The sequence below is a fragment of the Pseudomonas sp. B21-059 genome, from assembly GCF_026016285.1.
In the GTDB taxonomy this organism is placed as follows: domain Bacteria; phylum Pseudomonadota; class Gammaproteobacteria; order Pseudomonadales; family Pseudomonadaceae; genus Aquipseudomonas; species Aquipseudomonas danubii.
The window spans coordinates 2,659,691-2,682,890 of sequence record NZ_CP087201.1 but is presented as its reverse complement, the minus strand read 5'-3'; the positions used below and the strand labels follow the sequence as shown (position 1 = coordinate 2,682,890).

The following is a 23,200-nucleotide window of genomic DNA, read 5'->3' as shown; positions in this document are numbered from 1 at the left end:
GGCGCCGGGTGCATCATGAGCGCTGTCATTTTTCGGGAGACCTTCATGCCCCTGCGTCCATTGCTCTTGCCCGCCGCCGCTCTGGCGCTGGGCCTGCTGGGTTCGGCCAGCGCCATGGCCGATGATCGGTCGCAGTTGATCGAATCGATCAACGCCTACCGTAGCCAGCCGCAACGTTGCGCCAACCAGGCCTCCTCGGAGCTGCCGCCACTGGCCAGCGATCCGCGCCTGATCCTGCCCGTAGACAACGTCGGTGACCTGCAACAGGCCCTGGCACGGGCGGCCTATCCCATGGTCAATGTGCAGGCCATCAGCCTCTCCGGCCCCCGGGACGCCCAGGCGGCGATGCAGGCAGTGCGCGAGAGCTTCTGCCAGGTGGTGCTGGACCCGCAGTTCGTCGATATCGGCGTCAATCGCCAGGCCAACCAGTGGCGCATCGTCCTCGCGCGGCCGTTGCTGGCCGCCCGCCTCGGGGATTGGCAAGCCGAGGGCCAGCAATTGCTGGCACAGATCAACAGCGCCCGCAGCCAGCCCCGGCAATGCGGCGGCCAGAGCTTTGCCGCCAGCGCACCGCTGGCCTGGAACGCCACCCTGGGCAGCACCGCCGAAGCACACAGTCGGGCCATGGCCAACCAGAACTATTTCGATCACAAGGACCATGACGGCCGCACCCCGGGCGATCGCGCCGAACTGGCCGGTTATGCCGGGCAACAAGTGGGCGAGAACATCGCCGCCGGCCAGGACAGCGCGCGCAAGGTGCTGGACGGCTGGCTGGCCAGCCCCGGGCACTGCGCCAACCTGATGAACCCGGCCTACCGCGAGCTGGGTGCAGCTTATGCAGTGGACCCGAAAAGCGATGCGGGCATCTACTGGACTGCAATGTTCGGCGCGCCTTGAGGCGCCGGCTCCAGACAGGGCCTGCCGACCACAGTGGCCGGCCAGTCCCCGTCAGGGTTCGAGCCCGGCCATGAACGCAAACGCCCCGATCAACCGGGGCGTTTTTTTTCAGCCAATGGCGACCTTACTGGTTGGTCGCCACCTGCCCAGCATCACCCTGGCTCACCAGCGCCTTGAGGGATGCGTCGAACTGCTTCAGCGCATTGACCTGCAGCTCGGTCTGCTGGTTGATCTGCGCGGCAATTTCCGGTGCCGCCTTGCCCCGGACCCAGACCGAAGGCAGCTCCTTGGCCTGAATGCCTTCGGCCTTGCCGATGTATTGCAGGTTGGCGTCATAGAACTTGGCGATGAACCGCGCCTCCACCTTGCGGTTGGCCTTGGTCACCAGTTGGTTGTAGGTATCGAGCATGACCACCACGTCAGGCCGGGCCTGGACCACGGCATCGAGGCTGTCATACAGGGTCACGGTACCAAAGTGTTTCTGCAACGACGCCGTCAACCAGTTGATCGCCCGTTGCGGGTCGGAGCTGTCGACAAAGGCGGCACTGATGCGCGGGTCGAGCCCGGCATTTTTCGCCCCGTTCAGCGCCACCGAGTGGTAGTGCTCCAGGTACTCCAGGGTATTGAGGGTGTTTTCGCTGTACAGCAACCCTACCGACTGGGCGTGCCGCAGATCGGCGCTGCTGTCGGCCATGGGCAAGAAGTGGCAGGACATGTCATCGGCGGCGAAGGCTGTCGCAGAAGCACCGGTTCCCGCGATCAAGACAACCACAAGGGTCAATAGAGTCGAGATTCTCATCGGGTGTTTCCTTCTGCAGCCAGCACGGTGTAAGCGCCATCTTCCTCCTTTGCTGGAAAAACGGAACCTGCACTTTTTGATGATAACTATCGATTGCAGCAATGGTTGACAATAGGCACCGATACGCCTGCGAAGGTGCAACCTCGATCACCCGCCACGACCTGCAAGCCCCTCATTTTCTGGCATACAGCTGGCCACCGCCGCTATAGAATCAAGCCCCCTTTTTCTGCAGCACGAGTCCGAACCATGGATGCTCACTCGATATTGACCTACACCCTGGTGGCGGCCATCGCCATTGCCAGCCCCGGCCCTGCCACCCTGGTGGCGCTGCACAACAGCGTGGCCTACGGCGCCAAATCGACCCTGTGGTCGTCACTGGGCAATATCAGCGGGCTGTTCTGCATGTCTGCCGCGGCCATGCTCGGCCTGGGTGCGCTGATCGCCAGTTCCGAGTGGGTCTTCAACGCGGTGAAAATCGTCGGCGCCGGCTATCTGTTCTACCTCGGCGCCAAGCAGTTGTTCAGCAAAAGCCAGCTCCTGAGCCCGAGCAGCGCCGAGCACAACAAGCTCGCCCCGCCGCCACGCCTGAAGCTGTTCAAGTCGGCCTTCCTGACCGCCGCCACCAACCCCAAGGCGACGATTTTCTTCACCGCGCTGTTCCCCCAGTTCATCGACCAGCACGCCGCGCTGCTGCCGCAGTTCTTCATCCTGACCCTGATCTTCATGGCGCTGTCGCTGGTCTCCCTCAGCGTCTACGCCCTGCTGGCCTCCCGGGCCAAGGGCGTGCTGACCCGCCCGGCGCTGTCCAAGTGGGTCAATCGCGTGGTGGGTTCGACCTTCATCTTCTTCGGCACCACTATCCTGGCGATGCGTCGGCAAACGGTCTGATCAGGCACCTGACCGGGCACCTGATCTGCCTTGCGGGGGGTGAAGCGGCCTTCAACCCTTCTTTTTCTGCAAGGCCTTGAGCCGCGCACTGGCCCGCTGCACCGCGGCCATCTTTTCCGGGCGCTTCATGCGCTTCCATTTGCGGATGTCCTCCTTGGTCCGTCCGCAACTCACGCACAGGTCGCCACTGAGCTGGCACAGGGCGATGCAGGGGTTGTCGATTTCCTTGGCCATGGCTCAACCCCGCCCCGGACGCAGGCGCTTGAGGCGTTGCGCCCAATCACCGGCGTTGCCCCTGCGGCACTGTTCTTCGCTGTCGAAGAACACATGGGCGGCCAATGAGTCCAGGCACACCTGGGCCTCGTTCAACGCTCGGGCCGTCAACTCGATCATCAGTGGGCCCTGGCCCGCGTCCAGAGCGCGCTCCTTGTGCGCCTGGGTGTCGAAGACCCAGACCACCACCAGGCTGGAGGGAAAGGCCGCGTAATCCGCCTCGTGGGTCAGCCAGGCAAAACCCTCGATCTGCGCCTTGGCGCTTTCGCAAGCCTCGGTCAGGGTGACGGCCAGTAGACGCTCCATGGCGGCCTGCTGGCGTTTGTTCAATGGCATGACGACCCTCGAGAGGCAAAAAAGGCCGCACACGATACCTCAAGCTTCTCCCTCGGGACGCATCTTTGCGTCTAGGCTTGTGCCCTCCTTCATACCTTCAAGGAAGACAGGTCATGTCACGACCCTCTCTCACCCTGCTCCTGGCCGCCATCCAGCTCGCCTGCGGCAGCGCCATGGCCGCCACGGGCGCCCCGGTGGCCGACGCCATCTGGTTCAACGGCCCGATCATCACCCTCGACGACAAACACCCCAATGCCCAGGCCGTGGCGGTGAAGGACGGCAAGATCCTCGCCGTGGGCGAGCGCAAACAGGTACTGCAGAATCAAGGTCCGACCACGCAGATGATCGACCTCAAGGGCACCACCCTGCTGCCGGGCTTCATCGACCCCCACGGCCATGTATCGATGGTGGGTTTCCAGGCCGCCAGCGCCAACCTGCTGCCACCGCCGGACGGCACCAACGACACCCTCCCCAAGCTTCAGGAAACCCTGCGCAACTTCGAACAGCAGTCACCGATCCCCAAGCAGTTCGGCGTGCTGTTCGGTTTTGGCTATGACGACTCCCAACTCCAGGAACAGCGGCACCCGACCAAGGACGACCTGGATGCCGTGTCCAGGGACGTGCCCATTGCCATCGTCCACCAGTCTTCGCACCTGGGGGTGCTCAACAGCAAGGCCCTGGAACTGGCGAAGATCGACGCCTCGACCCCCGACCCGGAAGGCGGGGTGATCCGCCGGGTCGAGGGCAGCCAGGAACCCAACGGCGTACTGGAGGAAAACGCCTTCTTCAATGCCCTGATCAAGATCTTCCCCAAGCTCACTGCCGACCAGGCGGTGGACATGCTCAGCGCCGGGCAACAGCTGTACATCAGCTATGGCTACACCACCCTGCAGGACGGCCGCTCCTCGCCGGACCAGGTCAAGACCGCAATCAAGGCCGCTGGCGACGGCAAGCTGCTGGCGGACATTGTTTCCTACCCCGACATCCTCACCCCGGGCACCAAGGAACTGCTGGTCGCGCCCTGGTATCACCCGACCAACCAACCGGTGAGCTATGACCGGCACTTTCGCATCGGCGGGGTCAAGCTGACCCTGGACGGCTCGCCCCAGGGCAAGACCGCCTGGCTCAGCCAACCCTACTTCAAGCCGCCTCAAGGTCAGGACGCCAGCTATGCCGGCTACGGCGTGGTCAAGGACGACGACGCCCTGACCATTTACAAGCAAGCCCTGGCCAATCGCTGGCAGATCCTCTCCCATGCCAACGGCGACCGGGCCATCGACCAGTTGCTGAGCTCGATGCGCGCCGCGGAAAAAGCCTACCCCGGCGTCGATGTGCGCCCGGTGCTGATCCACGGCCAGACCCTGCGCCAGGATCAGGTGGCCGAACTCAAGCAACTGAAGATCTTCCCGTCACTGTTCCCCATGCATACCTATTACTGGGGCGACTGGCACCGCCAATCGGTGCTGGGGCCGGAGCGCGCAGAAAACATCTCGCCCACTCAATGGGTGCTCAAGGCCGGCCTGAAGTTCACCACCCACCACGATGCCCCGGTGGCCCTGCCAGACTCCATGCGGGTGCTGGCGACCACAGTCAATCGCACCACCCGCAGCGGCTATGTACTGGGACCGGAGCAGCGAGTAACGCCTCTGCAAGCGCTCAAGGCCATGACCCTGTGGTCGGCGTACCAGCACTTCGAGGAGGACCGCAAAGGCTCCATCACCCCCGGCAAACTGGCGGACTTCGCCGTGCTGTCGGCCAACCCGCTGACCGAAGCGCCCGAAAACCTGAGCGAGATCAAGGTGCTCAAGACAATCAAGGAAGGCCGGGTGATCTATGAGCGGCCGGCCAAGGTGACGCCGTTGCCAGCGCCGCTGGGCATGCATGGCGATCCATCGCTGCCGCTGCCCCAGGGAATCAAGGCCGTCGCCCAGGGAGATGGCGACCTTGGACCGGCACTGGATGTGATCTACGACCAGCTCGCACCCGCGCAGCCCTGAAACCGCGGCGACACGGCCCTCTTACAGGCACACGCTTGCTCGCGAACCCGCGCTTGCCGATTGAATGCGACGCTCACCGGTTCATCACGAGCAAGCTCGCGGCTACAGGAGCTTGCTGCCCAAGGCGCTGGACAGGACTTCGTCGTGCCCATAGATATCCGGCGCATACAGCAGTTGCCCATGGCTGTCGGCCTGCACCGTCCAGTAGCTGAGCAGGATCGGCACCGGCCTGGCCAAGCGAAATTCGTGGGTCAGGCCGGTGGCCAGCAGTTCGTTGGTGCGCAGTCGCTCCGCCGGGCTCAGCAACCAGTCGCGCAGTTGCAGCGCCTGTTCGACCCGCACGCAGCCGGAACTGAAGGCACGGGGCCCCTTGCTGAACAGCGCTTGGCTCGGGGTGTCGTGCAGGTACACGGAGAACGGATTGGGAAAACGGATGGCGATGCGCCCCAAGGGGTTGCGCGGGCCCGCGCCCTGGCGCAGAAGAATATTGCCCGGACGCTCCCAATCGACATCCTCGGGCGCCAAGGGCTGGCCATTGGCATCCAGCACCTGCAGGTTCTGACGATTGAGGAAGCCCTGGTCACGGCGGATTTCCGGCAGTTTGTCTTCCTTGAGAATGGTCGGCGGCACCGTCCAGGTAGGGTTCAGGGTCAAGCGCGTGACCTGGGACTTCAACAGCGGGGTCTGACGCTCGGCTCGGCCGACCTGGGTGCGGGTCTGCCACACCACCGCATCGTCCTGATAGAAGGTCAGTTGCGCGGCCGCGACGTTGACCAACACGATATTGGGTTCGAAATCCTGGGCCAGCCAGCGCAGGCGTTCAAGGTTGATGCGCAGTTGCTCACGGCGCTGGGCCGGGCTGATATTCAGCTCCTTGAGGGTGCCCGCGCCAATCACGCCATCAGCCTGCAGCGAATGACTGAGCTGGAAATTTTTCACCGCGTTTACCAGGTCACTGCTGAAGGTATTATCGGCACTGACCTCGGGGCTTGGCAGAAAGCCGCCCAGGTACAGGCGCTGGGCCAGTTCCGGGACTCGCTTGTCCTGCATGTCCGGACGCAACAGCGGGCCACCGGCTACCGCCTGCCAACTGGGTAATGGTTGCTGGCGTTCACGGGCATAGACCTGGCGCAGGTTGCGGTACTGCTCAAGGTTCGGACGGGCCTGATCGAAGGCGCCGGCGAGGTTGTCCAGCCCGGGCACGGCCATCGCCAGCAACGCCGCCTGGCGATCGTCTGCCGGCGGCTGGGCCCGCCACAAGGGCTCGAAGCGGCTCTGTGACAGGCGACCGTAGTGCAGGTCCTGCAAGGCTTGCAGGTACTGATGACTGATCGCGATATCGGTGCACAGCTCATCCCCTGCTGCGCTGCTCACCGGCAGCCGATAGCGCTCCGGGTCCAGGCCGTCATCGATCACCTGGGCCAATTGCGCCTGCAAGCTGGCCAGCCGGTGCTCGGCGGACCACACCGGCTGTTCGCCGTTCTGGCGGTAGAACGCCTGCAACAGCAGTTGCGCGGAAGCATCCAGGCGTGGACTCAGTGCCGGGCAAGCCACCGCCAACTGGGTCAGCGTCAGTTGCAGCGCACTGGCCGGCGCCAGCGCAGGGTCCTCGGCCAGCGCGACCAATGGCGCAGCGAGCAGGCACAGGCTCAAGTAACATGCGGTTTTTTTGAACAACTGCTTTACTCCAATCCGTGGCCTTCAGTGCGTTGGCCAACCGTTACGGCAGATGGGGAACAATCAGGCCTGGGATCTAAACATATAGACCAGACTGCCGGGGGAACGACAGGACGTCAGGAGCCAAAGTGATCATGGGGATGCTCTAAACATGTTGAACTTCTTGTGCCGAATCTGCCTGGCGACTATCGCTCTGGGCGCCTTTTGCAGTCCTTCCTTCGCCGCCAGCAAACCCGCTCCCGCGCTGTACAGCAGCCTCGCTCACGCCGCACCGGAACTCAATCCCCAGGCCTTGAAAAGTGCCCTGAACGCCATGCAATGCGCGGTCAACAGTGGTGCCCGACAAGCCCGGCACCTGGCGGTGATCGACTACTCGCAACCGTCCACCGCGCGGCGCCTGTGGATCTTCGACCTGCGCAGCAAAAAACTGGTGCTGCGCGACCTGGTGGCCCACGGACAGAAGTCCGGGGAAAACTTCGCCACCCAGTTCTCCAATCGCCTGGGCAGCTATCAATCCAGCCTGGGCCTGTTCCGCACCCAGGAGAGCTACGAAGGCACCCACGGCTACTCCTTGCGCATGGACGGCCTGGAGCCCGGCTTCAACGACCGGGCCCGGGACCGGGCCATCGTGATCCATGCCGCCGACTACGTGAACCCCTTGTGGAGCCAGCGCCAGGGCCGCATCGGCCGCAGCCAGGGCTGCCCGGCGGTGCGACCCCAGGTGGCGCGCCAGGTGATAGACAAGCTCAAGGATGGCCAGTTCATGTTTTCCTGGTATCCGGACCAGCGCTGGCTGAAATCCTCGCCCTACCTCAATTGCCAGCCGCGTCAGGTCGCGAGCATCCTGAGCAGCAACGGCGGCTGATTGCTCGGTGGCGCAATGCCGATCAGCGAGGGCGCCCGTAACCGGGTTAGACTCGCTGCTCGTCCCTCTAGCACTTGAAGCCGCCCCATGACGCCACCTGCAATCGATCTGTTCCCTGACTTCATCCCGGCCCCAGACGCCCTGTTCAACCACCTCAAGGACAGCGTGCTCTGGGATGAACGCATGCGCGCACGCAAGACCGCCAGCTTCGGCGCGCCCTACGACTACTCGCAGATCACCTACCCGGCAGTGCCGATGCCCGAGGCGCTGGAGCAGCTGTGCGGGCCGATCGAGCAGCTGCTGGGCTTTCGCCCCAACAATTGCCTGCTCAACTTCTATCCGGACGGCCAGTCCTCCATGGGCTTCCATTCCGATGCCAACGAGCAACTGGTGGAAGGCACCGGGGTGGTGATCGTCTCCCTGGGTCACGCCCGGGCCATGGTCTTTCGCCACAAGGAAAGCGGCGCCACCTTCGACTACAGCCTGGCCAGCGGCTCGCTGCTGCACATGTCGGACGAACTGCAGAAACACTGGCTGCACGCGATCCCCAAGGCCCCGAATGCCGGCGAACGCATCAGCCTGTCGTTTCGACAGCTCAAGACCGCGTAGTGCTGGACTCGGTCAGGATCGGCCCTTGACTCAAGGGCCGCGCCATCGACAATGCCCGGCTGTGATCACCGCTCGAATAGAGGCCCCATGCAGTTGCTTCCCTGGTCCTACCCCTGCCCCGAAGGCTTCACCCTGCGCGGCCTGCGCTCCGAACCTTCGGGTAAACCGTTGCTGCACTTCCTCCACGGCAACGGCTTCTGCTCCATGGCCTATCGTCCGCTGCTGGCCTTGCTGGCCGAATCCTTCGACCTGTGGCTCAGCGACGTCCAGGGCCATGGCGATAGCGATCATGGCGGCCCGTTTGTGGGTTGGAACCGCACCGCAGAACTGGCGGCCGAAGCCTTCGAGGCCGGGCTCAAGGCCTACGGTGACGTGCCCCGCTACGCCGTCGGCCACAGCTTTGGCGGCGTGCTCACCAGTCTGATCGTGGCCGAACGCCCCCAGCTGTTTGCCAAGGCAGTGATGCTCGACCCGGTGATTTTCAGCCCATCGATGATCAGCTCCCTGAGGCTGCTCTCGGCCCTGGGCCTCAACCGTCGCCATACCCTGGCTCGCAAGGCCGCTGCTCGCCGCCAGCATTGGCCGGACCGCGCCTCGGCCAAGGCCGCCCTGGCCAACCGGGGGATCTTCAAGGGCTGGAGCGACGAGGCCCTGAACGCCTACGTCGAGCACGCTCTGAAAGACGACGGTCAAGGCGTAGCGCTCAAATGCTCCCCTGAACGCGAGGTGGACATTTTCAGCAGCTTCCCGCGGCGCCTGTGGCGATCCCTGCGCCGGGTGCAGACCCCGACCCTGGTGATCCACGGGCGCGACAGCTACCCCTACGTCGCCCGCTCGATCAAACGCTGGGCCGCCCTCAACCGGCACCTGAGCACCCAGGTGATCGACGGCCAGCACTGTTTCATGCAAGTCGACCCAGTGACCAGTGCCCGCTCCATCGCAGGCTTCCTGCAAACCGAAGCCCAGTGAAAGCCGCGGGCCAGGCGCCCGCAAATAGATGTCATCGTGATATCATCGGCGGGTTTTCCAGGCCGGCCGTGCCTCCTGTCCCCCCTGGAAGACCCTGGCAAAGGCGCCGATCAGATGCGCCTACCGCCGACCTTGTGTGCAAAAACCGACGGTGCCGTGAAGCCTCGCTCCACAGTGCACCGCACAGATGCAAACCGCGACTCGCTTCGCCGGTTGTACTTTTTGCCGCCACAAGGAACACAGTCATGCTCTTGAGAACGATGAATATTTCCCGCCGCGCAGGGTTCAGCTTCGCCCTGATCGCCCTGCTGGCACTGGGCCTGGGGGGCTTCTCGTTGCTGGAAATGCGGCGCATGAACCAGCAATCCCTTGAGGTCGACCAGAACTGGCAGCCATCGATTGTCGCCGCCAACGCCCTGGCCCTGACCAGCACCCAGATCCGCACCATCACCCTGCGCATGCTGGTGGTCCGTGACCACGACGATGTACAGGCCCTGCTCAAGCGCGTCGGCGAACTCGACGAGCAACTCAATCGCCAGCAAGGCGTCTACGAAAAGCTGATCACCGAGGCCGAGGAGCGCTCGGCCTATGAACGCTTTCTCAGCGCCAAGGCGGCCTACATCAAGGAACAGCACCGGGTGGTGGAACTGGTGCGCCAGGGGCACAAGGAAGCGGCCATCGATGTCGTCGACGGCGGTTCGTTCCTGACCCATGCCGACGCCATGCTCAAGGAGCTGCTGGACATCATCGACACCAACACTCGGGGTGGCGTCGCCGCCGCGCAGCTGAGCAGTGAGGTGTTCCAGGGCGCCATTGCCATGGTCGTGCTGATCATGCTGATCGTGGTGGCCCTGACCATCGCCCTCGCCCTGCTGCTGACCCGCAGCATCGTGCGCCCACTGGGCCAGGCCGTGGCCGTGGCAGAAACCATCGCCAGCGGCGACCTCGGCCAGAGCATCACGGTCAGCGGCAAGGACGAACCGGCACGCCTGCTGCAAGCCCTGCAAACCATGCAGGCCAGCCTGCGGGGCACCCTGCAGCGGATCGCCGACTCCTCCAACCAACTGGCCTCCGCCGCCGAGGAACTGCATGCGGTCACCGAACACTCCAGTCAAACCCTGCACCAGCAAAGCAATGAAGTGGAGCAGGCTGCCACGGCAGTCAACGAGATGACCGCCGCCGTGGAGGAAGTAGCGCGCAATGCGGTGAGCACCTCCGAAGCCTCCCAGGAAACCGACCGCACCGCCCACCACGGCCGCGAGCAGGTGCAACACACCGTGGACTCCATCGGCCAACTGGCGGCAGACGTGACCCAGACCTGCGAACAGGTCGAGCACCTGGCAGTGGACGTGCGCAATATCGGCCAGGTGCTGGAAGTGATCCGCTCGATTGCCGAACAGACCAACCTGCTGGCCCTGAATGCGGCCATCGAAGCGGCCCGGGCCGGGGATGCCGGACGGGGGTTTGCCGTGGTCGCCGACGAAGTGCGGGCCCTGGCCCATCGCACCCAGCAGTCGACCCAGGAAATCGAAAGCATGATCAACACCATCGAGGAAGGCACCGAGGGGGCGGTCAGCGCCATGCGCAACAGCAACGAGCGCGCCCATCTGACCCTGGAAGCCGCCCGCGCCTCGGGGCTGGCCCTGGACCAGATCACCCAGGCCATCACCGCGATCAACGAACGCAACCTGGTGATCGCCAGCGCCAGCGAGGAACAGGCCCAGGTCGCCCGGGAAGTGGATCGCAACCTGATCAACATCCGCGACCTGTCGACCCAGACCTCGGCCGGGGCCAACCAGAGCAACGCCGCCAGCCAGGAACTGTCGCGGCTGGCGGTGGACCTGAACGGGCTGGTGACCCAGTTCAAGCTCTAAAAAAGCAATTGTCAGCGGCAAGTTCAAAGCTTCGAACGTGCCGCTTCAGAACGCGTAACGGGCGATCACTTGCCGGACCTTGGCCAGCGCCTCGGGCAAATCGGCCAGGTCCACCGAGCCCAGGGCCAGGCGAATGGCATGGGGCACCGGCCCGGCGCAGACAAAGGGCTCGGCGGTGGACACCGAGACGTTCTCGCGCAGCAACGCCATGGCCACCTGATCGGCGCGTACTTCCTCGGGCAAAGGCAGCCAGAGGAAGTACGAGTTGGGGTGGCCGATATGCTCCAGCCCTGCCAACAGCTCCCGAGCCAGACGCTGACGGGCCTGGGCGTCCTGGCGTTTTTCCTGCTCCAGGCGCGCCACGGTGCCGTCCTCGATCCAGGCACAGGCCATGGCGGTCATCACCCCGGGGGTGTTCCAGGTGGTGGCGCGGATCGCGCGTTCGAGCAAGGGCGCTCGGTCTGCGGAGGTCACCACGTAGCCGACCCGCAGCCCGGCGGCCACACTCTTGGAAAAACCCGAGATGTACACCGTGCTTTCCGGGGCCAGGGCCGCCAGGGGCGCAGGTGGATCGTCCGCCAGATAGGCGTAGGCCGCGTCCTCAATGATCAGCAACCCATGCTGGCGGGCCAGGGCCACCAGACGCTGGCGCCAGGCCAGGTCAAGCACCCAGCCCATGGGGTTGTGCAAAGTCGGCATGGCGTACACCGCCCTTACCCGCCGACGCTGGCACAAGCGCTCGAAGGCATCGAGGTCCGGGCCTTCTGCCGTCAATGGGATGGCCAGCAACTCCAATCCGTGCGCATCCGCCACCACCTTGAACCCCGGGTAGGTCAAGGCATCGGTGGCCACCACGTCGCCGGGCTTGAGCAGGGCCATGACCGTGGTCGCCAGGCCGTGCTGGGCCCCACTGACAATCAGCACCTGCTCGCCCTTCACCGCCAGACCGCGACCCGCCAAATGCTGCGCCACCGTGGCCCGCTCATGACTGCGGCCAGCGTGGGGTTGATAGCGCAGCAGGGCCTCCAGGTCGCCGCAGGACGCCAACTGACGCAGGGCTGCGCGCAGTAACTCTGCCTGCCCGGGCAAGGACGGGTAGTTGAAGTTCAGGTCCAGGGTTCCGGCCGCCGTGGCCTGCTGATCTACACCTTGTCCGGGCGGTAGCGCGGTTTCCCGGACAAAGGTGCCACGCCCGGTTTCGCCGCTGATCAAGCCCATGGCTTCCAGCTCGGCATACACCCGCGAGGCGGTTACCAGCGCCAGCCCTTCCCTGGCCGCCAGCTCTCGATGGGTGGGCAGGCGGGTGCCAGGGGCCAGCACACCGCGACGGATATCGGCGGCAAACACATCGACTAACTGCTTGTAGCGGGCGCGGGCCATTGACGCTGTATCCATGACAATTTTTTGATTGTGCTGATTTTCAATCCTAGGATGAGCTGGACGCAAGCCCCACCCCGGGCCTGCCCCTGCCAATCGTAGTGAGCACTTGTTGAATGGAACGGACATCGCACCTGCAATCCCCCCCGCTGGAAAATACCGCCGGCGGCTGGCTGAACGGCTTTATCGGGGTACTGATCTTCAGCGGCTCACTACCGGCGACCCGGGTCGCGGTGCTGGAGTTCGACCCGCTGTTCCTTACCGTTGTCCGCGCCACCCTCGCTGCGGTCCTGGCCCTGTGCATCCTGTTGCTGTTCAAGGAACGACGCCCCAGCAGGCAGCAATTGCTGCCCCTGACCATCGTCGCCCTGGGCGTGGTGCTGGGCTTTCCCTTGCTGACCGCCCTGGCCCTGCAGTACGTGACCTCGGCTCACTCCATCGTGTTTCTCGGCCTGCTGCCCCTAGCCACCGCGGTATTCGGCGTGTTGCGCGGCGGTGAACGACCGCGTCCGGTGTTCTGGCTGTTCTCGGTGCTGGGCAGCCTGCTGGTAGCGGGCTATGCCCTGTCCCAGGGGCTGTCGGCGTCGCCCCAGGGCGATTTGCTCATGCTCCTGGCGGTGCTGGTGTGCGGCCTGGGTTACGCCGAGGGCGCGCAACTGTCCCGAACCCTGGGAGGCTGGCAGGTGATTTCCTGGGCCCTGGTTTTGTCGTTGCCGGTCATGGCGGTCCTGACCCTGTTCAGCGCTCCGGCCTCCTTTAGCGGCATCAGCCTACCGGCCTGGTTCAGCCTGGGCTATGTCTCGTTGTTCAGCATGTTCATCGGTTTTGTCTTCTGGTACCGCGGACTGGCCCAGGGCGGGATCGCCGCCGTCGGCCAACTGCAGTTGTTGCAGCCATTCTTCGGCCTGGCCCTGGCCGCCGGCCTGCTGCATGAACAGGTCAGCCTGGGCATGCTCGGGGTCACAGTGGCAGTGATCCTGTGCGTAGCCGGAGCGAAGAAGTTTTCCAGATAGCAGTCAGATTCAGTGGCAGTGGCTGATCTGCCCTGCCACTGATGGTAAAGGGAAATGAAACCGGAGCCGCGAACGGCCCCGTTCAAGTCGGAGAGATAGTGGCAAGCGCACCGATAGCGATGGTCAAGGCTAAAAATCCAAACAAGAAAAACGCCATCTTAGTCATCAGGCCTCCTGAACATTAGGTTTGCGGTGCAGCGGACCGGATCTCCAGCCAGAAGACCCAGTGGGCGCGCCATTTTCAAACCTTGGCTGTTCTGATAACAGATGCAGATGAGCGAGAAAAATACGGATCAGAGACCGCGCTTGCGTTGCGCAACACTCAGGCTTGAGCCTGTAGCAGCCACTATCGACGGGCCAACTTATACCGCACACAGTCGTCGTAAAAGCTTTTGCGCAAGGCTTCGGGCCTGATCCGCGAGGGGCTGTCGTAGGTCTGCTCGGTGATCCCCAGGGCCATCATGCGCATCCAGCCCTTGCTGAACTTGTAGACCTGGATCTTCTGCCGCGCCGCGTACAGCGACACCCCGGACAACTTCAGCTCCTGGGCCCTGGCAGCCGTGCCTGCGCCCCAACTGCAAACATAACGATCATTGGCCGCCAGCTCCCGGGCCTGGGCCGCACAAACCCCACTCAGCAGGGCAAACGACGTCAGCGTAATCAACACATGGCGCATTTTTCGGTCACCTAACCACCTGAAAATAAAGCGATTTTGGCGACATTTCAGACTGTCCGGGGCCAGTATTCTGCGCGACCAATCAAGGCAATATGCCTGCCGATACTGGCCACCCAGGCGATCCCCCAGTGGCGGCTCAGTTGCCCGAGGCCGATACAGCGCAGCATGACACCCGCCGCGCCGGCCGCTCGCCAGTATTCCCACGAGGAATGCCAGGATAAAAATCGCGCATTTTATTTATCGAACAGGATCTCTTAGCGTGTCGGTTCCCCCTATGGAGATACCGCCGTGACCGCTTCCCGCCCGCGCCTGTACGTCGATGCTCAGTTCACCAGCCCTTATGCCCTGTCCGTGTTCGTGGCACTACGCGAGAAGGGCATCGATTTCGACCTGCTGCCCCTGGATCTGGACGCCGCGCAACACCGCGAACCCGCCTATGCCCGCCTGTCTCAGACGCAACGCGTACCGACCCTGGTGCATGACGGCTTTGCCCTGTCCGAATCCTCGGCCATCACTGAATACCTGGAGGAGCTGTTCCCCGAACCCGCGGTCTATCCCCTCGACCGACAACAGCGAGCCAAGGCCCGCCAGGTCCAGGCCTGGCTACGCAGCGATTTGCTGCCGATCCGCCAGGAGCGCTCGACCCTGGTGGTGTTCTATGGCTGCAAGGGCGAACCTCTGTCGCCACCCGCCGAAGCGGCGGTGGCCAAGCTGATCGATACTGCGCAAGCGCTGTTGGCCGATGGCCGTGACTGCCTGTTCGGCCAATGGTCGATTGCCGATGTCGACCTGGCGCTGATGCTCAACCGACTGATCCTCAACGGCGACCCGATGCCGGCGCGCCTGGTGGACTATGCCCGGCGCCAATGGCAGCGGCCGGCAGTCCAGGAATGGCTGCGTTTGCCGCGGCCGGCGCTGTAGCGGCCTGGGGCGGATACGTTTGATGAGCCGCCAATGCAAAAACCCTCCCGCAAATCCGGGAGGGTGCCTGGTTCAGTGACGCAAACGACTCAGGACGCCAGCAAGGGCTGCTGCTCATAGTTCTTGGCATAGGCGTTCTCCACGCCGGGAAGGATTTCCACTATCGAGAAGTAGCGGTCCCAGAACGGCGTCTCCCGCAACTCCTCCACCAACAGCTCATAGGCATGGTGACTGCTGGCTTCCCACAGCCACAGATCGGTGACCCGCGCCGAGTAGAACTCGATATCGAAGAAGCGCAGCGATACTTCGGCCGAATGCCGTTGCAGAATCGGCTCCATCTGGGTACGCAACAGGCGAAAGCGCTCCTCGACCGGAAACCCCAACCACTCCGGGGTGGTTTTTACCAGCATGAATACGCTGAGCACGGTGACAGACATGGTGTTGACTCCTGACAGACAAAGGGTTGATGAGTGCTGCTTGCCCAAGCAGAATACGAGTCATAACTCACCTTTGAAACTCGCATTGCCGCCATGTCAAAACACCCTGCCAGCCCTCCTCTGACCCCGCGTAAAACCCCGAGCCAACGCCGTTCGGCGCACACCGTCGAGGCTATTCTGGAAGCGGCTGCTCGCATTCTGGAAACCCAGGGACTCACCGCCTGCTCCACCAACGCCGTGGCGCAACGGGCCGGTGTCAGCATCGGCTCGCTGTATCAGTACTTTCCCAACCGCGATGCCCTGACGGTGGCGCTGATCGAGCGCGAGACCGCGCAGTTGCTCAGCGATGTCCACGACGCGAGCAGTCACGGCAGCGCCCTGGAGCGCATCCGCGCCATGGTCCAGGCCGCAGTGGCCCACCAGTTGCGCCGGCCGGAACTGGCCCGAGTGATCGATTTCGAAGAGCGCCGGCTGCCGCTGCAAGAGCGCCATCAGCGAGTGGCCCAGGTCATTCATCAAACCCTGGTGCAGGCCCTGCAATTGGCCGATGCACCTTGGGTGCTCGATGACGTGGTCACGGTGGCCCACGACCTGTTCGCCCTGACCCACGGCATGATTGACGCCGCAGGTGAGCGAGGTGAAACCGACGCCCTGGACCTGGAGCGTCGGGTCATGCGCGCCATCCGCGGCTATCTGACGCTTGCCGGAGAATGATCGACCGACGCGGCGACACACATGACGGCTGACGCATGCAGGCAAACATATGCTGGGCATCATCGGCCTTGCCCAAGGGCACGCCATGATGTGGCAGGCCGCTCAACGCCAGAAAAGTACCCGTGCGCCGATCCGGCTGGTATGGTGCGCCCCTTGTAAATACACCGCCCGACCCTGAGGAACCTGACCTTGAGCAGTGAAGCAAAAATGACCGGTGACCTGTTCGAAGTCGACAAGCGCCTGGCCCTCAAGCCCATCGTCGACTTCAACAGCTACCTGCGCGCCGCCTTCGCCGACGGCCCCTGCACCTGTGGCCGCTGCGTTGCCAGCCAGGGTGACGAAACCGGCTATGAATACCAGCACAGCTTCAACTTCGCCGGCCGCGTGGCCCACCGCCGCTTCGCCAGCACCGCTGGCAGCGACGTACTGCTGGCCCTGAAGAAAGCCTGGCTGTCTTTCACCAAGATCGAGCTTGCAGTGAGCGGCGAGCTGGACCTGGCGACGGTCAAGGACTTCGTCGAGCCCGAACTGCACAAGCTGCTGGTGCCGCTGTTCGTCGCCAGCGGCCTGACTCGCGAAGTGGATGGCCAGTTGCAGATTCAGGCGCAAGTGGCGGCTTGAGACAACCGTCACGCCTCTGCCGCAAGCACAGAGGCGTGCGACCTAGAGCCAGCGCCGCACGCGCTGTCGATACGCCGCAAAATCCGCACCAAACAACCGCCCGAGCGCCCGTTCTTCGGGAGCAATCTGCAAGCGGTTCATGTACAGGACAAACCCCAGGACGCCCAGCAGCACTAGGGGCGAGGCCAGGTACAGCCCCCAGGCCAGCAACCATAGGGCAAAGCCGACATACATCGGGTTGCGGGTGTAGCGGTAGATGCCTGACGTGACCAACGCTGAGGCCGCTTCGGGTTTCAAGGGATTGACCGTGGTCCGGGCACGCCGGAACGAAATCCCGCCCGCCAGCACAAACAGCAGCCCCGCCCCGATCAGCGGCAGCGCCAACAACAGGCGTGTGCCCCATGCCAGGTCAAGTCCCGGCAGCCCCAGCGATGCACCGCCCATCAGCCCGCCGAACACCAGCGCCACCAGCGGGGGCGGAACCTTGTTTTCCAATGCCTGCAGCATGATTCTTCCCTCGACATGTTGCGCAATAGACAGGCGACGGATCTCTGGCCCCAGAGGTTGCCCGTCACCCGCCACAGCTTACCGTCGCTCAATAATGCGACAAGACATTCCTGGGAAGCCGGCACTGCCCACTTGAGCATCAGCGCGCATTTGTACATCCTCCGGGCCTCGACCTGATTGTCCCCGTCCACTCTGAACCCCCAACTGGACTGGTTCCAGCGCGAATGGCCCTGAAACCTCGGAATCCCTCACAACATGCAAATACCCCATCAAGGCAGTTGCCTATGCGGCGCAGTCACTTACCGAGTGTCCGGCGCACTGAAAGCCGTCACCCACTGCCACTGCCGCAAGTGCCAGAAAGGCCATGGCGCGGCCTTTGCCTCCTACGCCAGCACCCCGCGCGCGAATCTGCACGTCAGCGACGCCGGCACAGCCCTCAAGAGCTATGAGTCCTCCCCCGGCGTGCTGCGCCAGTTCTGCTGCCACTGTGGCTCATCATTGTTCTGGCAAAATGTGCGAGGCGAATACTCCGAGTGGATTTCAATCGCCATCGCCACCCTGGACACGCCATTCACAGCCCCCAAGCAGAAGCACCATTGCGTGGCCATGAAAGCCAGTTGGCATGCCATCACCGATCACTATCCGCAACTGCCCTGACCCCGGGCGCAGCCGTGCCCCTACCTGAAGGATCGGCCAATAGATGAGCCAGCACTTGTGCTACGTGTGGCTACTGCCGCTGCTGGAAAGCCCTTATGAGTCGGTAGCGGCCAACCTGCCCAATGCCCTGGCCGAGCTGGACATCAAGCACCCGCTGCCCCAAGCGGTCGACCTGCGCCAGTTGCTGCTGACCGCCCTGGAGTCCGACTCCGAATACTGGGCGCAATGTGCCGTGATATGGCTGGAAACAGGCTTTCCACTGGATCACGAGCTATGCGAAACCCTGCTGCATCAGGTGTCTCGCAAACGCTTCAGCCAATCCATCCGGCACAGGCTGACGCCCCTGGGCAAGCGCTGGCTGCGTCAGCACCGCCCGACGACCTGAACACCACCGGCCCCGGCGCCGCTAGCGCGCCGCCAGATCCTTGGGTTTGTAGAACAGGAAATGGCCGATTTCGGTGGTCTTGATATAGCTCTTGGCCCACTGCGGTGAAACGCTGCGGTCGTGAAAGTACAGGGCGCCGCCGGTGCGGTCCTGGAGCTGCTGATTCAGCGCCTTGCGCGCAATCTCCTTGGCTAGGCTATAGCGCCCCTCCTCTTGCACCTGATCCGGGCGACCGTCGCACCACCAGGAGAACTGGCACGGACTTTTTTCCGAGCCCTGCTTGACCACCTCGCACACGGTAGACGGAAAACCTTCATGGCCCAGGCGGTTCATGACCACATCGGCCACCGCTTCCATATCGGCAGACTCCCCTCCTTTGGCTTCCCAATACAGAGTTCGCGACAGACAGGTGATGGCATCGTCCACCGGTGCCTGTCCAGCGGGGTCAACGGCCTGGACTTCAGGCTTGGTGATGGCTGCCGCCTGGGGCTCGGCCTTGGGGCTCTCTTTGTCCGCGACTTTCTGCTCCAGGACCTGAGCCTTGTCCTTGGCCACTTCCTGGACCACCGATTGCGGCTCGGCGGCCAGGAGCTGGGCGATATAGAGCATCAGACCGTAGCAGGTAAGCCTTGCGATGAAGTGCATGATCGACTCTTCCAACAAGTCATGGACCCTGTGTCAGCGCCAGCCCTGAGCCATTGAGCCACAGCGCCGCGCACCGAGGCCGGCGCAAGGGCTCGTAGGCGACTACCGACGGGTCATGAGCGGGCCATATCGAGTCGACCATGGCGCCACTAAAACATTCCCTTGAAAAACGCTGACCGGACCAGGGACGCTGGACCTCGGCGCAGCGCCCCGGCTCAGCACCTAGAACTTGTAGCCCAAGCCCACCATGTACACGAACGGGTCGACATCCACATTGACCTTGGAGCGAACCCCAAGCTGGCTGTTGTTCACATAGGCATCGGTATTGATGTCGATGTAGCGCATCTGTGCGTTGAGCATCAGCCGATCGGTGAGCATGTAGTCCATGCCCACTTGTGCCGCCCAGCCCCAGGAGTTGCCGGCGCGGAAGTTGTCGAAGCCTGCGGCTGAAGCCCGGCTGCCGACCTTTTCATCGTAGATCCAGGTGTAATTGATCCCCGCCCCTACATAGGGCTGGAACGCCGATTTGCTGTGCATCGGGTAGTACAGCAGGCTCAGGGTCGGCGGCAGGTGCTTGAGGGAACCGAGCTTGCCATCGGCAATGCCGCCAGCGGTGCCACTGAGGCTCACGTTGTGTTCAAAGGGGGTCGCCGCCAGCAGTTCCACCGCCAGGTTATCGGTCAGCATGTAGGCGAAGTTCAGGCCCAATTGGGTATCGCTGCCCAGGCTGGCCTTGCCCCCCAGGCTGGTGCCGGCCAGGGCGCCGCGATCGACCTTGACGCTGGAGCTGCTCTCACGCGGGTCCACCGTCACCGCGCCGGCGCGGACAATAATGTCGCCAGCCTCGAAGGCCTGGGCCGTGGAAACGGCCAGGGCAGACAACAGCAGGCTGGTACTCAGAAGGGTCAATTTACGCATGCATCACTCCACTACTCGAACAACGGCCAACCCGCCAGCCGTGATCACGGCGGGCTGTGCCAGGGAGGCTTGAGTATCGAGAAGCAGGTGAACGCGCACATCTGCCGAATGACATAGGCCGAGGCCGATCAGGCGCCGGATGCGTTGCGGGGTGTTTCGTGAATCAAGGCCGCGGCCGGTCGCCTGCGGCCAATCGCGGCCGGGGCCCGGTCAGTCCAGCAAGCCGGCGTTCTTCAGCAGTTCGCCCAACCCCTGGGGAACCAGCGGCGTATGCTCGGTGAAACTGGCGCTGCCCTGCCAGCGGGCCACAAAGGGCGCGCCGTCGCTTTCCTGGGCGTCAAGTTGAGCGCGCTGATAGACCGTCGCATCCTCGAAGCAGGCGTCGTACACCTGGACGATTTCATGGCCGGGTTTGCCGTCGTAAACAAACAGGCTTTCCAGAGTGCCGATCAGCCGCAGGTTGTTGATCGACTGCCCCAACTCCTCCTGCACTTCGCGAACAATGGCCTGGGCGCTGTGCTCACCAAAGTCGATCCCACCGCCCAGCGGCCGGAACAGCATCTGTTGCGTGTCGGCATCAACGAACTGATTGACCAGGATCTTGCCCTGGTGATGGAAGACACACAGCGCCAGGGCGCGGATACGAGGTTCAGCCAAGGGAAGACGTCCATTCAAAGGGGGGCAAGGCGCGGCATTAGAACATGGCGCAATGAGCATCAGCCAGCGTAGAAATACTTTACCGCCAGCGTCGGCACCTCCTCCATCGCCGACCACAATTGCTCGTCCAGCTCGCCACCGATCAGCTCATATTGCTCGTCACTCAGCAGCTCGGGAATGTCCCACAGCCGCTGCAGTTGCGGGTGATCGTCAAGAGGCCCGATCAACTCCCGCTGGCGGCTGACCACGGCATGGGTGCTACGCGCGCCAATGGCAACCAGCGCCTTGAGCGCCAGCTCGCAGCAATGCTCGCCCCAGTTGCAGAAGAACTGCAGGAAGCCCCCGTTGTAACCGTCCGCTTCCAGGCGCCAGAGCGCCACGATCAACTGATCGTCCTCTGGCAATTGCTCCAGTTGCCACTCCAGAGCCTGCAGCCGCCCCATGGATTCCCGGCACAGGTGCTCCCAGATCCAGTCGAAGGCATCGATGCCGACATCCGCGTCACCCAGGTGCGGCCAGGACACCGAGATCCCATGCGGGTGAATCCGAAAATCCGCGCGCTGCTCGGGTGTGGCGCTTTGCAGCTGGCTGTAACGGCTCAAGGGTTGGCGCAGGACCAGGCCGTCGGCCCAGCTCAGGCAGAGCGCGTCATCTTCGAAGTCGACATGGAGGATGGGAGGGAATCTCAAAACGCTACCTATTTTTTCCTGAAGGTCTTGGCCTTGGCCTTTTTCATCTGCTCGTGTTTGGCGATGCGTGATTTTTCAAGCAATGAAAAGACCGTGCTGAACACCACAATGGCCAGGATCAGGAAAAACAGTCCTATTACCACAATCGCCATCAAGGAGTTCCCCGGTTCTGTTTGTCCGCTGCCATCTTGGCTTCCATCTTGTTCAAGGTTTCATCAAGCCGGCTTCTGCGCTTGCGCTCTCGATGGTCGGAGGCGAGCTTGCCCATCAGCCCCGACGTACAACTGACGACGATGGCGCCCGCAGCTATGAACAGGCCCCGGACGACTTTATCCGACATAGCCGTAAGCCTTGTTCAACGCCTTGTAGAAGGCTTTTTCCAACTTGCCATTGTCGAATGGCTCGCGGTGGTGATGCTGAATCAACTCGTTGCGCAGCCGCTGAATCTCCTTGCCATGCTCGGCAAGACTTTGCCCGCTGTGGGCAAAGTCGTGGCGAAGACGCTCCAGGTGCACGATGGTCGCCAACTGAGCCAGGTCGGCCGCCGTCAGGCTCATGTTCTGCTTCAGCGCCTGGGCAACCTGCTCCACGAGATCGGGAGAACAGTACTCGTCCGACGACTCGAAGTGGTATTCGGTATCGGCATTTTCGGCATGATCGATCATTGGCATTGAACTCTGATCCAGTCATCGAAGGTGGTGGTTTTATCGTCAAGCAGACGGATGGAGCGCTCGTAGTCCATCACCACCCGCTGGTGCTGACGATGGGTAATCAAGGTCGACTTGCCGGCATTCCAGAGAAAAGGTCCGGCAATCAGGTAGTTCATCTTACCGGTGCGCCCCCCTGCCCCGGCGACCAGCAGCAACATCTGGATCATCAACCCCGTGCCGTAGGCGATGGTGCTCATCAGCGCCAGGTGCAGGTCCTTGTCCTCCTGGGTCACCTCGGACTTGTAGAAAGCGATGGCGTGCCGTCCGCTCAACAGCAGCTTGATGGTGGCGTAGGAGCTGATATCCGCCGCATTGATCGTACCGAACTCCCTGCCCAGAGCATCCATCAGCGGGTTCGAGGCGCTGTAGCCGGACGCCTTGCTTTCATCCTTCACCCACTGGGTGAACAGGGAGCTGAACGGCAGGGGAAGACCATCCTTGGTGGGAAGGTCGCTGAGGCAATGGGTAAGAATATGGGCAATCGCCTTGAGGTGCTTGAGCACCGGTCCTGCGCCCGGGTACCCCGCCTCGATGTAATCGACGACCAGAGAATAGAGAGTCTTGCCGCCTACGGACTCGCCACCGAAGGTGTAGTCGTCCGGCAGCTTCTGGAACACATTGAGGTCATGCCCGAAGATGTAGCGATGCTTGGCGCCGGTCCGATAGTCGAGGGGGCTGGTGGTGCCTTCCGGCTTGAAATACTCATGCAACTTGAGAAACAGCTCCTCCAGCTTGTCGGCGTGCAGATTGGTCATGTACGCCGAGACCACCCCCGCAATACCGATGCCGACCGCGCCGCTGATCTGCGCCGCCGTCAAGGTGCTGTAGCCGGTATCGACCTCCAGCTCAGCCAGCAGCTCGGTAAAGTTCACCGGTCCCACGGCGGCGATGGCGCGCTCTTGAAGGCTCTGGCCCGGGCGGCTCTGCTCAAACTCCAGCTCACCACGATGAAGCTTGCCCAAATAGGTCAACTCCGTGGCTTTCTGGTCCCAGTACTCATCCGAGGGTCCGGCAAACACGGTTGATAGGCGACTGAGCAATCGACGCACGAAAAATCCCTTGATCGGCAGGGTAAAAGTGGCGCAACGC

General features: G+C 63.0%; 29 protein-coding genes. 13 read left to right on the top strand and 16 right to left on the bottom strand.

Annotated features, from left to right (window positions below; genetic code table 11):
* Positions 1-45 precede the first annotated feature (45 nt).
* The gene (locus LOY69_RS12315; RefSeq protein ID WP_102880092.1) at positions 46-897 is read left to right on the top strand and encodes a CAP domain-containing protein; all 852 of its coding nucleotides are present in this window, start codon (positions 46-48) and stop codon (positions 895-897) included.
* A gap of 124 nt (positions 898-1,021) precedes the next feature.
* On the opposite strand, the gene LOY69_RS12310 is transcribed toward LOY69_RS12315, so the two are convergent.
* Positions 1,022-1,696, bottom strand: a complete 675-nt coding sequence (locus LOY69_RS12310; RefSeq protein WP_110595841.1) for an ATPase — start codon at positions 1,694-1,696, stop codon at positions 1,022-1,024.
* A gap of 246 nt (positions 1,697-1,942) precedes the next feature.
* Here LOY69_RS12310 and LOY69_RS12305 point away from each other — a divergent pair, with 246 nt between their 5' ends.
* The gene (locus tag LOY69_RS12305; RefSeq protein WP_265074639.1) at positions 1,943-2,584 is read left to right on the top strand and encodes a LysE family translocator; all 642 of its coding nucleotides are present in this window, start codon (positions 1,943-1,945) and stop codon (positions 2,582-2,584) included.
* Positions 2,585-2,635: 51 nt separating this feature from the next.
* On the opposite strand, the gene LOY69_RS12300 is transcribed toward LOY69_RS12305, so the two are convergent.
* Both LOY69_RS12300 and LOY69_RS12295 read right to left on the bottom strand, forming a co-directional pair.
* A complete protein-coding gene (locus LOY69_RS12300) occupies positions 2,636-2,818 on the bottom strand; it encodes a DUF1289 domain-containing protein (RefSeq protein ID WP_102879910.1) in 183 nt (60 codons plus the stop codon).
* Between the two features lie 3 nt (positions 2,819-2,821).
* A complete protein-coding gene (locus tag LOY69_RS12295; RefSeq protein WP_265074638.1) occupies positions 2,822-3,193 on the bottom strand; it encodes a hypothetical protein in 372 nt (123 codons plus the stop codon).
* A 113-nt stretch (positions 3,194-3,306) separates the two neighbouring features.
* Between LOY69_RS12295 and LOY69_RS12290 the strand changes: the two genes are divergently transcribed.
* Entirely contained in the window at positions 3,307-5,190 is a 1,884-nt protein-coding gene (locus LOY69_RS12290) for an amidohydrolase (protein WP_265074637.1), read from the top strand.
* A 102-nt stretch (positions 5,191-5,292) separates the two neighbouring features.
* Here LOY69_RS12290 and LOY69_RS12285 read toward each other — a convergent pair whose 3' ends face one another.
* Complete coding sequence (locus LOY69_RS12285; protein ID WP_265074636.1) at positions 5,293-6,867, bottom strand: L,D-transpeptidase family protein; 1,575 nt, start codon at positions 6,865-6,867, stop codon at positions 5,293-5,295.
* Positions 6,868-7,018: 151 nt separating this feature from the next.
* On the opposite strand from LOY69_RS12285, the gene LOY69_RS12280 reads away from it, so the two are divergent.
* The 4 genes from LOY69_RS12280 (at position 7,019) to LOY69_RS12265 (ending at position 11,184) form a co-directional block, all read left to right on the top strand.
* The gene (locus LOY69_RS12280) at positions 7,019-7,732 is read left to right on the top strand and encodes a murein L,D-transpeptidase catalytic domain family protein (protein WP_123393144.1); all 714 of its coding nucleotides are present in this window, start codon (positions 7,019-7,021) and stop codon (positions 7,730-7,732) included.
* Positions 7,733-7,819: 87 nt separating this feature from the next.
* Positions 7,820-8,341 (top strand): alpha-ketoglutarate-dependent dioxygenase AlkB family protein, encoded by a 522-nt coding sequence (locus LOY69_RS12275; RefSeq protein ID WP_123393142.1) that lies wholly within the window; start codon positions 7,820-7,822, stop codon positions 8,339-8,341.
* Between the two features lie 87 nt (positions 8,342-8,428).
* Positions 8,429-9,310, top strand: coding sequence for an alpha/beta fold hydrolase (locus LOY69_RS12270; protein WP_265074635.1), 882 nt, complete (start codon positions 8,429-8,431; stop codon positions 9,308-9,310).
* 245 nt (positions 9,311-9,555) lie between these two features.
* Positions 9,556-11,184, top strand: a complete 1,629-nt coding sequence (locus LOY69_RS12265) for a methyl-accepting chemotaxis protein (protein ID WP_102879917.1) — start codon at positions 9,556-9,558, stop codon at positions 11,182-11,184.
* A 45-nt stretch (positions 11,185-11,229) separates the two neighbouring features.
* Here LOY69_RS12265 and LOY69_RS12260 read toward each other — a convergent pair whose 3' ends face one another.
* On the bottom strand, positions 11,230-12,564 hold the full coding sequence (locus tag LOY69_RS12260) for a PLP-dependent aminotransferase family protein (protein ID WP_110595847.1): 1,335 nt from the start codon (positions 12,562-12,564) through the stop codon (positions 11,230-11,232).
* A 113-nt stretch (positions 12,565-12,677) separates the two neighbouring features.
* On the opposite strand from LOY69_RS12260, the gene LOY69_RS12255 reads away from it, so the two are divergent.
* Positions 12,678-13,574 carry a DMT family transporter gene (locus LOY69_RS12255; protein WP_102879919.1) on the top strand — a complete coding sequence of 299 codons (897 nt, stop codon included), beginning with the start codon at positions 12,678-12,680 and terminating at the stop codon, positions 13,572-13,574.
* Between the two features lie 346 nt (positions 13,575-13,920).
* Here the strand turns inward: LOY69_RS12255 and LOY69_RS12250 are convergent, their stop codons facing one another.
* Positions 13,921-14,250, bottom strand: a complete 330-nt coding sequence (locus LOY69_RS12250) for a hypothetical protein (protein WP_102879920.1) — start codon at positions 14,248-14,250, stop codon at positions 13,921-13,923.
* 288 nt (positions 14,251-14,538) lie between these two features.
* Between LOY69_RS12250 and yfcF the strand changes: the two genes are divergently transcribed.
* Positions 14,539-15,171: a glutathione transferase gene (gene yfcF, locus LOY69_RS12245; RefSeq protein WP_265074634.1), complete on the top strand. Its 633-nt coding sequence runs from the start codon at positions 14,539-14,541 to the stop codon at positions 15,169-15,171.
* Positions 15,172-15,260: 89 nt separating this feature from the next.
* Here yfcF and LOY69_RS12240 read toward each other — a convergent pair whose 3' ends face one another.
* Entirely contained in the window at positions 15,261-15,608 is a 348-nt protein-coding gene (locus tag LOY69_RS12240) for a darcynin family protein (protein ID WP_240321974.1), read from the bottom strand.
* Between the two features lie 93 nt (positions 15,609-15,701).
* On the opposite strand from LOY69_RS12240, the gene LOY69_RS12235 reads away from it, so the two are divergent.
* Positions 15,702-16,322: a TetR/AcrR family transcriptional regulator gene (locus tag LOY69_RS12235; protein ID WP_102879922.1), complete on the top strand. Its 621-nt coding sequence runs from the start codon at positions 15,702-15,704 to the stop codon at positions 16,320-16,322.
* A 183-nt stretch (positions 16,323-16,505) separates the two neighbouring features.
* Positions 16,506-16,943, top strand: a complete 438-nt coding sequence (locus LOY69_RS12230; RefSeq protein WP_102864582.1) for a hypothetical protein — start codon at positions 16,506-16,508, stop codon at positions 16,941-16,943.
* Positions 16,944-16,985: 42 nt separating this feature from the next.
* On the opposite strand, the gene LOY69_RS12225 is transcribed toward LOY69_RS12230, so the two are convergent.
* Complete coding sequence (locus LOY69_RS12225; RefSeq protein ID WP_102880094.1) at positions 16,986-17,447, bottom strand: methyltransferase family protein; 462 nt, start codon at positions 17,445-17,447, stop codon at positions 16,986-16,988.
* 258 nt (positions 17,448-17,705) lie between these two features.
* On the opposite strand from LOY69_RS12225, the gene LOY69_RS12220 reads away from it, so the two are divergent.
* Together LOY69_RS12220 and LOY69_RS12215 are read left to right on the top strand one after the other, a co-directional pair.
* Positions 17,706-18,107, top strand: a complete 402-nt coding sequence (locus tag LOY69_RS12220; RefSeq protein WP_170003746.1) for a GFA family protein — start codon at positions 17,706-17,708, stop codon at positions 18,105-18,107.
* Positions 18,108-18,150: 43 nt separating this feature from the next.
* Entirely contained in the window at positions 18,151-18,492 is a 342-nt protein-coding gene (locus LOY69_RS12215) for a hypothetical protein (RefSeq protein WP_265074633.1), read from the top strand.
* Positions 18,493-18,513: 21 nt separating this feature from the next.
* Here the strand turns inward: LOY69_RS12215 and LOY69_RS12210 are convergent, their stop codons facing one another.
* The 8 genes from LOY69_RS12210 to LOY69_RS12175 all read right to left on the bottom strand — a co-directional run bounded on the left by LOY69_RS12210 (position 18,514) and on the right by LOY69_RS12175 (position 23,073).
* Positions 18,514-19,137 carry a cell wall hydrolase gene (locus LOY69_RS12210; RefSeq protein WP_170003740.1) on the bottom strand — a complete coding sequence of 208 codons (624 nt, stop codon included), beginning with the start codon at positions 19,135-19,137 and terminating at the stop codon, positions 18,514-18,516.
* 222 nt (positions 19,138-19,359) lie between these two features.
* Positions 19,360-20,055: an OmpW/AlkL family protein gene (locus LOY69_RS12205; protein WP_102879926.1), complete on the bottom strand. Its 696-nt coding sequence runs from the start codon at positions 20,053-20,055 to the stop codon at positions 19,360-19,362.
* A 210-nt stretch (positions 20,056-20,265) separates the two neighbouring features.
* On the bottom strand, positions 20,266-20,712 hold the full coding sequence (locus tag LOY69_RS12200; protein WP_213666119.1) for an NUDIX hydrolase: 447 nt from the start codon (positions 20,710-20,712) through the stop codon (positions 20,266-20,268).
* 59 nt (positions 20,713-20,771) lie between these two features.
* Positions 20,772-21,401 (bottom strand): DUF4375 domain-containing protein, encoded by a 630-nt coding sequence (locus LOY69_RS12195; protein WP_265074632.1) that lies wholly within the window; start codon positions 21,399-21,401, stop codon positions 20,772-20,774.
* An 8-nt stretch (positions 21,402-21,409) separates the two neighbouring features.
* The gene (locus LOY69_RS12190; RefSeq protein WP_180988597.1) at positions 21,410-21,553 is read right to left on the bottom strand and encodes a hypothetical protein; all 144 of its coding nucleotides are present in this window, start codon (positions 21,551-21,553) and stop codon (positions 21,410-21,412) included.
* Complete coding sequence (locus LOY69_RS12185; RefSeq protein WP_102864243.1) at positions 21,553-21,741, bottom strand: hypothetical protein; 189 nt, start codon at positions 21,739-21,741, stop codon at positions 21,553-21,555. Before LOY69_RS12185 ends, LOY69_RS12190 begins: the two co-directional genes overlap by 1 nt.
* Entirely contained in the window at positions 21,731-22,072 is a 342-nt protein-coding gene (locus LOY69_RS12180; RefSeq protein ID WP_265074631.1) for a hypothetical protein, read from the bottom strand. The genes LOY69_RS12185 and LOY69_RS12180 overlap by 11 nt, the downstream gene beginning before the upstream one ends.
* Positions 22,063-23,073 carry a hypothetical protein gene (locus LOY69_RS12175; RefSeq protein WP_146232968.1) on the bottom strand — a complete coding sequence of 337 codons (1,011 nt, stop codon included), beginning with the start codon at positions 23,071-23,073 and terminating at the stop codon, positions 22,063-22,065. Before LOY69_RS12175 ends, LOY69_RS12180 begins: the two co-directional genes overlap by 10 nt.
* Positions 23,074-23,200: the final 127 nt, after the last annotated feature.

Bases quoted from the DNA above. Each gene is read 5' to 3' on its own strand.
- LOY69_RS12315 (WP_102880092.1), top strand. From the start codon at position 46: ATGCCCCTGCGTCCATTGCTCTTGCCCGCCGCCGCTCTGGCGCTGGGC.
- LOY69_RS12310 (WP_110595841.1), bottom strand. From the start codon at position 1,696: ATGAGAATCTCGACTCTATTGACCCTTGTGGTTGTCTTGATCGCGGGA.
- LOY69_RS12305 (WP_265074639.1), top strand. From the start codon at position 1,943: ATGGATGCTCACTCGATATTGACCTACACCCTGGTGGCGGCCATCGCC.
- LOY69_RS12300 (WP_102879910.1), bottom strand. From the start codon at position 2,818: ATGGCCAAGGAAATCGACAACCCCTGCATCGCCCTGTGCCAGCTCAGT.
- LOY69_RS12295 (WP_265074638.1), bottom strand. From the start codon at position 3,193: ATGCCATTGAACAAACGCCAGCAGGCCGCCATGGAGCGTCTACTGGCC.
- LOY69_RS12290 (WP_265074637.1), top strand. From the start codon at position 3,307: ATGTCACGACCCTCTCTCACCCTGCTCCTGGCCGCCATCCAGCTCGCC.
- LOY69_RS12280 (WP_123393144.1), top strand. From the start codon at position 7,019: ATGTTGAACTTCTTGTGCCGAATCTGCCTGGCGACTATCGCTCTGGGC.
- LOY69_RS12275 (WP_123393142.1), top strand. From the start codon at position 7,820: ATGACGCCACCTGCAATCGATCTGTTCCCTGACTTCATCCCGGCCCCA.
- LOY69_RS12270 (WP_265074635.1), top strand. From the start codon at position 8,429: ATGCAGTTGCTTCCCTGGTCCTACCCCTGCCCCGAAGGCTTCACCCTG.
- LOY69_RS12265 (WP_102879917.1), top strand. From the start codon at position 9,556: ATGCTCTTGAGAACGATGAATATTTCCCGCCGCGCAGGGTTCAGCTTC.
- LOY69_RS12260 (WP_110595847.1), bottom strand. From the start codon at position 12,564: ATGGCCCGCGCCCGCTACAAGCAGTTAGTCGATGTGTTTGCCGCCGAT.
- LOY69_RS12255 (WP_102879919.1), top strand. From the start codon at position 12,678: ATGGAACGGACATCGCACCTGCAATCCCCCCCGCTGGAAAATACCGCC.
- LOY69_RS12250 (WP_102879920.1), bottom strand. From the start codon at position 14,250: ATGCGCCATGTGTTGATTACGCTGACGTCGTTTGCCCTGCTGAGTGGG.
- LOY69_RS12240 (WP_240321974.1), bottom strand. From the start codon at position 15,608: ATGTCTGTCACCGTGCTCAGCGTATTCATGCTGGTAAAAACCACCCCG.
- LOY69_RS12235 (WP_102879922.1), top strand. From the start codon at position 15,702: ATGTCAAAACACCCTGCCAGCCCTCCTCTGACCCCGCGTAAAACCCCG.
- LOY69_RS12220 (WP_170003746.1), top strand. From the start codon at position 17,706: ATGCAAATACCCCATCAAGGCAGTTGCCTATGCGGCGCAGTCACTTAC.
- LOY69_RS12215 (WP_265074633.1), top strand. From the start codon at position 18,151: ATGAGCCAGCACTTGTGCTACGTGTGGCTACTGCCGCTGCTGGAAAGC.
- LOY69_RS12210 (WP_170003740.1), bottom strand. From the start codon at position 19,137: ATGCACTTCATCGCAAGGCTTACCTGCTACGGTCTGATGCTCTATATC.
- LOY69_RS12205 (WP_102879926.1), bottom strand. From the start codon at position 20,055: ATGCGTAAATTGACCCTTCTGAGTACCAGCCTGCTGTTGTCTGCCCTG.
- LOY69_RS12190 (WP_180988597.1), bottom strand. From the start codon at position 21,553: ATGGCGATTGTGGTAATAGGACTGTTTTTCCTGATCCTGGCCATTGTG.
- LOY69_RS12185 (WP_102864243.1), bottom strand. From the start codon at position 21,741: ATGTCGGATAAAGTCGTCCGGGGCCTGTTCATAGCTGCGGGCGCCATC.
- LOY69_RS12180 (WP_265074631.1), bottom strand. From the start codon at position 22,072: ATGCCAATGATCGATCATGCCGAAAATGCCGATACCGAATACCACTTC.